Here is an 8,575-nt window from a genome sequence, read left to right as displayed (position 1 = left end):
GCCGCGCGCCGGTGCTCGCGGGCATCGCCGCCGCCCGGCCCCCCGATATGGAACGAGCCGGCATCGCCGCCCGCCGCGATCTGCCCGAACACCCCGGTCTTGAGACCAAGCGCCGCCTCGACGACGAAATGCACCATGTCGTGCGGCAGGTCGGGATCGAAACCCGGCGCCGGATCCATGACGAGCGGCGGAGCGGACTCGCGCTCGATCCGCACGCCGTAACGTCGCTCGCCCGACCGGATGAAATGGACTTTCATGGCTCCCGCCTCTAGCCTCGATGCCTCGTTTGCCAAAAGGATTTGCGATGTTCCCTGCCCGCCGCGCGTTTTTCGCCCTTGCCGCTGTCTCCGCCATCGTCGGCACCGCGCACGCTGCAGGCCCGGTGATGTTCCGCGATGCGGGCTGCGGTTGCTGCCTCAAATGGCTCGAGCAGGTGAAGGCATCGTTCGGACAGAAGGCGGTCGTGGTGAACTCGCCCGACATGAACGCGGTGAAGGACAGGCAGGGCGTGCCGCAGGCGCTGCGCAGCTGCCATACTGTCCTCGTCGGCGGCTATGTGATCGAGGGCCATGTTCCCGCGAAGGACATCGCCCGCCTGCTCCGCGAAAAGCCCAAGGGCGTGAAGGGCCTCGCCGTCGGAGGCATGCCGACGGGATCGCCGGGCATGGAGCATGGCGACCACCGCGAAGCCTACAGGGTCATGACTTTCGGTCCCGCCGGCCAGCGCGTCTATGCAAGCTATGCCGCCAGCGGCGGCGCGCACGCGCACTGAGCAGGCGGCCGATGCTGTTCCGCGCCGCCCTTCTCGACCGGATCAGGGCCGGCGACGTGACGCTCGCCTTCCGGCGCTGGCGACGACCGACGGTGAAGGCCGGCGGACGGTTGCGCACCGCGGTCGGCGAACTGGCGATCGATACCGTAGCCCCCTGCGCCGCTGCGGCCATTTCGGAAGGCGACGCGCGCGCCGCCGGCTTTGCCACGCGCGCCGAACTGATAGCCGAACTCGACGCACGAAAGGAAGGCGATATTTATCGCATCGCCTTCCGCTTCGACCGCCCCGATCCGCGCCTTGTGCTGCGCGAAGCGACCGATCTTTCGGCCGACGATCTTGTAGCGCTTGTCGGGCGGCTCGACCGGATGGACCAAAGGGCGGGCGGTGTGTGGACCCGTCCCGTGCTCCACCACATCGCGGCCCATGAGGGTCAGCCCGCAGCCGAAATCGCCCGGGTTTTCGGTATCGAAAAGATCAAGCTCAAGCAGAATATCCGCGAGCTCAAGGAACTCGGCCTGACCGAGAGTCTTGAGACCGGATACCGCCTGTCACCACGCGGCAAGGCGCTGCTCGCCGCGCTGCCCCGCTGACGGGCCCGGCGATCAGGCCAGCTCGGCCTTGAACAGGTCGAGCATCCGCGCCCACGCCTTTTCGGCCGCTGCTTCGTCATAGGCGCGGCCGTCGGACGGGCACCAGCCGTGCATCGCGCCTTCATATACCTCGACCTCATGCCACTGCTTGCGCGGCTCCAGCACCGCCTTCAGCAGCACCTTCTCGTTCGGCGTTTCCTTGTCGTCATTGTCGGCGATCGCGAAGAGATAGCCTGCGTTCGTTTCGGGGATCAGCAGGTGCGGGCTGTCGGGCTTGTCGGTTCCGACCCCGCCGCCGTGAAAACTCGCCGCCGCGCCGACGCGATCGGGTTTCAGCGCCGCGGTATAGATCGTCATCGCGCCGCCCATGCAATAGCCGGTCGTGCCGATCCGCCGCTTCGTATCGACGTCCTTCTGCGCGTCGAGAAAGGCGAGATGCGCTTTCGCATCGGTCGTCACCAGTTCCCTGTTCAACTGCTTCAGATAGCCGAACAATTTCTCGCGCACCGCGGGATCGCCCCAGTCGTTCGCTGCATCGACGACCGGCGATTTCTGCCAGCGGTAGAAGGGATTCACCGTCAGCACGGCATAGCCCTCCCCCGCCAGCCGGTCGGCCATCTGGCGAAAGGCGGGACGAAGCCCGCGAATATCGGGCCACACGAGCACGCCGGGATGCCTGCCTTCGGCCGGCGCGACGAAATAGGCGTCGGCGGTGCCGTCATCGGTCTTGATCGTGACGTCGCGCCCCTTGACCGGCTGGCCTGCCATCGCCCGCGCCGGCAGCGCCGCCATCAGCGCGCCGGCACCCGCGAGCGCGGTGAAGCTGCGCCGCCCGACGGGCAGTCCCGCGCGGTCGAGATCGGCTTCGGTGTTTTCGGTGCACATGCTGGCTCTCCCGTTAAGGTGCGTTTGGCGGGTCGACCGTCAGGCTGTGGCAGCGGTTCCCGATTTCGCGGCGATGCTAATCCCGGAAAAGGCGAATGCAACCCGGTGGACGCCAACCCCGCGCAACATTTCGCCATGCGCGGCGCGATCGACGATATGCCCCGCGCCGCAAAAACCGATAACGGTCATTCCCGCCGCGATTGCCGCCGCAGCCCCCGTCGGCGAATCCTCGATCGCAAGGCATTGCGCGGGATCGACGCCCAGACCCTTTGCGGCGGCGAGATAGATGTCGGGGTGCGGTTTGCCGCGCTCCCAGCCGTCGGCGCTGTAGACATGCTCGCCAAAATGATGCCCGAGCCCGAAGAGGCCGAGCGCCCAGCCGATATATTCGGCGCGGCTTGATGAAGCGATCGCACGCGGCATGCCGGCCAGCGTGTCGAGGAAATCGGCGACGCCGGCGACGGGGTCGAAGCCCTCCATATAACGCGCCCGCGCGCGTTCGCGGTGCGTCTCGCGAAAATCGGCGGGCAACGGGCGGCCATAGCGCGCCTCGATCCGCCGCTGCGTTTCCTGCCAGTTGTGGCCGTAATAGTCGCGCAGGCACTCATCATAGGTCGCGGGCATTCCCGCGGCGGTCAGGCTTTCGGCGAGCGACTGGTTCGCGCGCACCTCGCTGTCGGCGACGACGCCGTCGAAATCGAAGATGATGGCGGCAGGGATCATGCGAATCTCACAATCTTCATATTTGATGCCTAGAGCCTCTGGCGATCAGGAGACAGCATCATGAAATTCATTTCCCTTGCCTCGCGCGGAGGCAATTACCTGGTCGTCGCCGCAAATGTCGCCTGGCTCCGCGACTATGAAAATGGCCAGACGCAGGTCGGCATGGTCGGCGGCGCGCCGCTGCTGGTTGCCGGAAAGATCGAGGACATCGCGGCCTCGATTCTGGCGCAGGCGAATGCGGACACGTAAAGGACAGACGCCCTATTCCACCGTGACCGACTTCGCCAGATTGCGCGGCTGGTCGACGTCCGTGCCCTTCGCCACCGCGACATGATAGGCGAGAAGCTGCACCGGGACCGCGTACACCAGCGGCGCGATCAGCGGGTGGACCTTGGGCATCTCGATCGTCGCCATGCAGCCGTCGCCCGCTTCGGCGAGGCCTTCGGCGTCCGAAATCAGCACGACCTTGCCGCCGCGCGCCATGACTTCCTGCATGTTGCTGACGGTCTTTTCGAACAACGGCCCGGAAGGCGCGAGGACGATCACCGGGACCGCCTCGTCGATCAGCGCGATCGGGCCGTGCTTCATCTCGCCCGACGCATAGCCTTCAGCGTGAATGTAGCTGATTTCCTTGAGCTTGAGCGCGCCTTCGAGCGCGAGCGGATAATCGGGACCGCGGCCGAGATAGAGCACGTCGCGCGCCGGGGCGACGAGATGCGCCATTTTCGCGATCTCCTCGTCGTGCGCCAGCGCGGCATTGAGCGCGGCAGGTGCCTCGATCAGATGCTTCACGATCTCGCGCTCGTCGGCGGCGCCGAGCTTGCCCTTCCTGAGCGCGAGGTGCGCCGCAAGCGCGGCGAGCACCGCGAGCTGGCAGGTGAAGGCCTTGGTCGAGGCGACGCCGATCTCGGGACCCGCGTGGGTCGGCAGCAGCAGGTCGGCCTCGCGCGCCATGCTGCTCGTCGGCACGTTGACGACCACCGCGATCGTCTGGCCGTTCGCCTTGCAGTGGCGCAACGCCGCGAGCGTATCTGCGGTCTCGCCCGACTGCGAGATGAAGAGCGCGAGCCCGCCCGGCTGGAGTACCGGGTCGCGGTAGCGGAATTCGGACGCGACATCGATGTCGACGGGAACGCGCGCAAAGGTCTCGAACCAGTATTTGGCAACCATGCCGGCATAGAAGCTGGTGCCGCACGCCACGATCGTGATGCGCTCGATCGTGCTGAGGTCGAAATCCATCTGCGGCAGCGCGACGGTCTGTTCGAGCGGGCGGATGTAGGAGGAGAGCGTCTGCGCGACCACCGTCGGCTGCTCGAAAATCTCCTTCTGCATGAAGTGGCGGTAATTGCCCTTCTCGACCGCTGCGGCGGTGACGCCGCTGGTCGTGATCTCGCGCGTGACCGGATTGTTGCCGGCGTCGAAAATCTGCGCGCCCTCGCGCGTGATCACGACCCAGTCGCCTTCGTCGAGATAGGCGATCTTCTGCGTCAGCGGCGCGAGCGCAAGCGCATCCGAGCCAAGATAGGTCTCTCCGTCGCCATAACCGACCACCAGCGGCGAACCGAGGCGCGCGCCGATAAGCAGGTCCGGGTGCTGGCGAAAGGCGATGGCGAGCGCGAACGCGCCGCGGAGCTGCGGCAGGATGGCCTTCACTGCATCCTGCGGCGAAAGCCCCGCCTCGACCTGCTCCGAAACGAGATGCGCGACGACCTCGGTGTCGGTCTCGCTCTCGAAGCTGCGCCCACGCGCCTGCAAGGCTTCGCGCAGCGGCTTGAAATTCTCGATGATCCCGTTGTGGACCAGCGCGACCTCGCCGGTCGCGTGCGGATGCGCGTTGCTCGTGGTCGGCGCGCCGTGCGTTGCCCAGCGGGTGTGCGCGATGCCGACGAGGCCGGGCGCCGGATTGCCCGCCAGTTCCCTGACGAGATTGCCCAGCTTCCCTTCGGCGCGGCGGCGGATCAGTTCTCCCCCATCGACCGTGCAGACGCCGGCCGAATCATAGCCGCGATACTCCATGCGCTTGAGCCCGTCGACGAGGCGGTCCGCCACCTGATCCTTGCCGATGATTCCGATAATTCCGCACATGGGGTCTGGCTTTCATTAGAGCGTGTAGGGAACGCGAATACCCGGCATTGCCGCCGGGAACACCTTGATATTGCGCGTGACGAGGATGCGGCCGCTGATTTGCGCGGTCGCCAGTACGAAAGCATCGGCCAGCGTCAAGCCCTTGCGCTCCGCCCGCAAGGCGGCAGCTCGCCGTGCCACGGCATCGCCGACCTCTTCGATCTGAAAGCAGCCGAGGAACGCCTCGACCGCTTTCACCGACGCGGTGTCGGCCGCCGACATCACCTCGGTCCAGCTCACGCGGCTGACGCTCTTGCGTCCGGCGCGGCGGATTTCGGCGCGTGCGACCTCGACGCCGTTCAGCGCGTCGATCAGGATGTCGCTGTCGAACTGCGCATCGATCATTCGCGCTTGCCCCGCAGCCGCCGCTGATATTTCAGCCCGTCGCCGATATCGACGCGGCCTTTCCAGATGCCAAAGGCGTTATCGATCGCGTCGCCCGAAACGTCGGCACGGTACGACGCGACGGCGCGGCGAACGAGTTCGGCCCGCGACACGCCCTGCTCGGCCGCGAGTGCGTCGAGCCACTGGATATCGTCGTCAGGGATGTCCGCAAGAAAGCGCATGGAGCATTGATATCATATCATGATATCAAATCAAGCCGCGAACTGCTTTCGATAGACAAGGAAGCCCGAATTGTCGGCGACCCGGTCGTAAAGCGCCATCGCGGCTTCGGGGCGCCAGCGCCGTGTCGCCGCTGCGCCCGTAAAAGGCGTTATATCCGTTCCACAGCGGCAGCCAGCGATCATGGTCGGCGCGGATCGCGGGCCGGATGATCAGGCCGCTATGCGCGCCCGAAATTCCGGTCGACGAAGATCATCGCAAATTGCCGCGGATCGGGCGCCTCGCCATTGCCTTCGGCGAAGCGCGCCTTGCCGTCGGTCCAGATCCTGAGAACCTGCGCGGCGAGTTCGGGCGGGAATTTCATCTGACGCTCGACGATCCGCTCCCAGCTTCCCTTGATGCCGAAGCTCTGCTCGAGTTGCGGAACCATCGCCTTGCAATAGCTTTCGGTCGCCTCGTCGAGATGGCCGATCGCCTTCAGCACATACGCATCGACGAAACGCAGGAAGGGCTTGTCGGTATAGCGGTCGCTCACGTCTTTCTCTCCATCATCCATTCTTCGCGGAGCAGGCCGAAGATCAGCGAATCGCGTACTCCGATATGCGTTTGCCATTCGCTGCGCAGCCGCCCCTCGCGCTGGAAACCAAGGCGCTCAAGCAGACCGATCGAACCGGCATTTTCCGGGTCGGTGTCGGCGAAGATGCGGCGAAGCGCCATCTCGCCGAAACCATGGTCGATCACACGTGCGACCGCTTCGCGGGCGATGCCGCGGCCCCAGTGGTCGCGGTGCAGGATATAGCCGATCTCTTTCACATCGGGCTTGCCGTCGATCAGGATCACCCAGCCGAGCGCGGCATCGTCGCGTTCGGTGATCGCCCAGCAAAGATATCCCTGCCCTTCGGCGGCATTGCCTTTGACATAGTCGACGGTCTCGGCGAGCGATTGGTGCGGCCCGCTCGACCACCAGGTCATCACGGCGGGATCGGAGAGCACGGGATACAGGGTCCGGGCATCATCCTCGCGGATCTGGCGCAGCACGAGGCGCGCGGTGGTCAGCATCGGTGCGGGCATGACGGCTATTTCTTCTCCGCCGCTTTCTTCTTGCGCATCGCGTCGTGGAAGCGGTCAGCCCAGCCCGGCTTGACCAGCTGCTCGCCGCGAACGAGGCGCAGTTCACCGTCGGCGACGTCGCGCGTCACCGCGCTGCCTGCGGCGACGATCGCGTCGCGGCCGATCTTCACCGGCGCGACGAGTGCGCTGTTCGATCCGATAAAGGCATTCTCGCCGATCTCGGTCCTGTATTTGAAATAGCCGTCGTAATTGCAGGTGATCGTCCCCGCGCCGATGTTCGCGCCGGCCCCGACGGTGACGTCTCCCAGATAAGTAAGGTGGTTCGCCTTCGCGCCCTTGCCGAGCACGGCCTTCTTTGTTTCGACGAAATTGCCGACTTTCGCCTTTTCGCCAAGGACGGTGCCGGGGCGCAGCCGCGCAAAGGGGCCGACCTCGCAACCCGTACCGATCGTCGCGCCTTCGATGTGGCAGTTGGCCCGGATATTGACGCCGTCGGCGACTTTCACGCCCGGACCGAAGAAGACATTGGGTTCGATCGCCACGTCGCGGCCGAGTTCGGTATCCCACGAGAACCAGACCGTTTCGGGCGCGCGCAGCGACGCGCCGCCGGCCATCGCCTCCTCGCGTCTGAACGCCTGCCACTGCGCCTCGGCCTGCGCGAGTTCGGCGCGACTGTTGATGCCGGCGACATCGGCCGGATCGGTTGTCACGACCGCGCACGAACGCCCGTCGGCGTTCGCGATATTCACAATGTCGACGAGGTAATATTCCTTCGCGGCGTTGTTGTCGGTTACCCGTGCAAGCAATGCGAACAGGTCGCGCGCCTTCGCCGCCATCAACCCCGAATTGCAGAGTCTGACCGCGCGTTCGGCGGCGGTCGCATCCTTGTGCTCGACCATTTTCGTGACGCGGTCGCCTTCGGTAATGACGCGGCCATATTGCAGCGGGTCGGCGGGCTCGAACGCGAGCACGACCACCGCTGGTGTGTCGTCGGCATTCAACCGGTCGATCATCGCGCGCATCGTCGCCGCGGGAACGAAGGGCACGTCGCCATAGAGGATTAGCACGTCGCCATCAAAGCCCGCCAGCGCGTCTTCGGCCCGCTGCACCGCATGACCGGTGCCCAGCTGCGGTTCCTGCACCGCAAGCTCGGCGCTGCCCGCCAGCGCGGCTTCGAGCTGGTCGGCCTTGTCGCCGACGACCACGACCTTCTTGGCGGGGCTCAGTGCATCGACGCTCGCCATCAGGTGCAGCAGCATCGGTCGCCCCGCGATCGGATGCAGCACCTTGTGGAGGTCGGACTTCATGCGGGTGCCCTTGCCCGCGGCGAGGATGACGGCGGCGATCGGATTGCTCATGGCGCGAGCCATGCCAGCAAATCATTGCGGTTTCCAGAGCGTCGCGCCATGGCGCCCGCCATGAGCGATTTTCCATTCCGCATCGTCGGCTTCGATCTCGACGGTACGCTCGTCGATACGCTCGGCGACCTCTCCGCTGCGCTCAACCACGCGCTGGCCCTTGCCGGCCGCGCGCCGCTGAGCGACGACGAGGTACGGCCGCTGGTCGGGCTCGGCACCACCCACCTGATCGAGCAGGCGCTCGCGGCGACCGGCGGCGTGCCCACGGACGACGTGCCCCGGCTGCTGCGGGAGCTGATCGGCTATTATGAGGCGCATATCGCGGTCCACAGCCGCCCCTTCCCCGGGCTCGTCGCTGCGCTCGACCGGCTCGATGCGCTGGGCGTCCGGACCGCGGTCGTGACCAACAAGCTCGAAGGCCTCGCGCGCCAGTTGCTCGGCGAACTCGGGCTCGCCGACCGCATGGCGACGATCATCGGCGGCGACAC

General features: G+C 66.0%; 13 protein-coding genes. 4 read left to right on the top strand and 9 right to left on the bottom strand.

What is annotated here, in order from left to right; translation table 11 throughout:
* Positions 1–257 (bottom strand): hypothetical protein (locus VN047_RS18860; RefSeq protein ID WP_414712734.1); only part of this gene is annotated, 257 nt, incomplete at its 3' end.
* A 47-nt stretch (positions 258–304) separates the two neighbouring features.
* On the opposite strand from VN047_RS18860, the gene VN047_RS18855 reads away from it, so the two are divergent.
* Together VN047_RS18855 and VN047_RS18850 are read left to right on the top strand one after the other, a co-directional pair.
* Positions 305–772 (top strand): DUF411 domain-containing protein, encoded by a 468-nt coding sequence (locus VN047_RS18855; protein WP_325545398.1) that lies wholly within the window; start codon positions 305–307, stop codon positions 770–772.
* Between the two features lie 11 nt (positions 773–783).
* Positions 784–1,362, top strand: a complete 579-nt coding sequence (locus VN047_RS18850) for a hypothetical protein (protein WP_325545396.1) — start codon at positions 784–786, stop codon at positions 1,360–1,362.
* Positions 1,363–1,374: 12 nt separating this feature from the next.
* Here VN047_RS18850 and VN047_RS18845 read toward each other — a convergent pair whose 3' ends face one another.
* Entirely contained in the window at positions 1,375–2,247 is an 873-nt protein-coding gene (locus VN047_RS18845) for a dienelactone hydrolase family protein (RefSeq protein ID WP_325545394.1), read from the bottom strand.
* A gap of 39 nt (positions 2,248–2,286) precedes the next feature.
* Positions 2,287–2,970, bottom strand: coding sequence for an HAD family phosphatase (locus tag VN047_RS18840; protein ID WP_325545392.1), 684 nt, complete (start codon positions 2,968–2,970; stop codon positions 2,287–2,289).
* A gap of 60 nt (positions 2,971–3,030) precedes the next feature.
* On the opposite strand from VN047_RS18840, the gene VN047_RS18835 reads away from it, so the two are divergent.
* On the top strand, positions 3,031–3,219 hold the full coding sequence (locus tag VN047_RS18835) for a hypothetical protein (protein WP_325545390.1): 189 nt from the start codon (positions 3,031–3,033) through the stop codon (positions 3,217–3,219).
* 12 nt (positions 3,220–3,231) lie between these two features.
* Here the strand turns inward: VN047_RS18835 and glmS are convergent, their stop codons facing one another.
* The 6 genes from glmS to glmU all read right to left on the bottom strand — a co-directional run bounded on the left by glmS (position 3,232) and on the right by glmU (position 8,087).
* Positions 3,232–5,055: a glutamine--fructose-6-phosphate transaminase (isomerizing) gene (gene glmS / locus VN047_RS18830; protein ID WP_325545388.1), complete on the bottom strand. Its 1,824-nt coding sequence runs from the start codon at positions 5,053–5,055 to the stop codon at positions 3,232–3,234.
* Positions 5,056–5,070: 15 nt separating this feature from the next.
* Positions 5,071–5,439 carry a PIN domain-containing protein gene (locus VN047_RS18825; protein ID WP_325545386.1) on the bottom strand — a complete coding sequence of 123 codons (369 nt, stop codon included), beginning with the start codon at positions 5,437–5,439 and terminating at the stop codon, positions 5,071–5,073.
* Positions 5,436–5,660, bottom strand: a complete 225-nt coding sequence (locus VN047_RS18820) for a CopG family transcriptional regulator (protein ID WP_325545384.1) — start codon at positions 5,658–5,660, stop codon at positions 5,436–5,438. The genes VN047_RS18825 and VN047_RS18820 overlap by 4 nt, the downstream gene beginning before the upstream one ends.
* Positions 5,661–5,878: 218 nt before the next feature.
* Entirely contained in the window at positions 5,879–6,193 is a 315-nt protein-coding gene (locus VN047_RS18815; protein ID WP_325545382.1) for a hypothetical protein, read from the bottom strand.
* Positions 6,190–6,729 (bottom strand): GNAT family N-acetyltransferase, encoded by a 540-nt coding sequence (locus tag VN047_RS18810; protein ID WP_325545380.1) that lies wholly within the window; start codon positions 6,727–6,729, stop codon positions 6,190–6,192. Before VN047_RS18810 ends, VN047_RS18815 begins: the two co-directional genes overlap by 4 nt.
* A gap of 5 nt (positions 6,730–6,734) precedes the next feature.
* Positions 6,735–8,087: a bifunctional UDP-N-acetylglucosamine diphosphorylase/glucosamine-1-phosphate N-acetyltransferase GlmU gene (glmU, locus tag VN047_RS18805; protein WP_414712733.1), complete on the bottom strand. Its 1,353-nt coding sequence runs from the start codon at positions 8,085–8,087 to the stop codon at positions 6,735–6,737.
* Between the two features lie 60 nt (positions 8,088–8,147).
* Between glmU and VN047_RS18800 the strand changes: the two genes are divergently transcribed.
* A partial coding sequence (locus VN047_RS18800) for an HAD hydrolase-like protein (RefSeq protein ID WP_325545377.1) occupies positions 8,148–8,575 on the top strand: 428 nt, incomplete at its 3' end.

It is taken from the genome of Sphingopyxis sp. (genome assembly GCF_035565275.1).
Lineage (GTDB): Bacteria > Pseudomonadota > Alphaproteobacteria > Sphingomonadales > Sphingomonadaceae > Sphingopyxis.
Note: the sequence above shows the minus strand (reverse complement) of the source record. Positions and strands in the feature narration are given on the sequence as shown.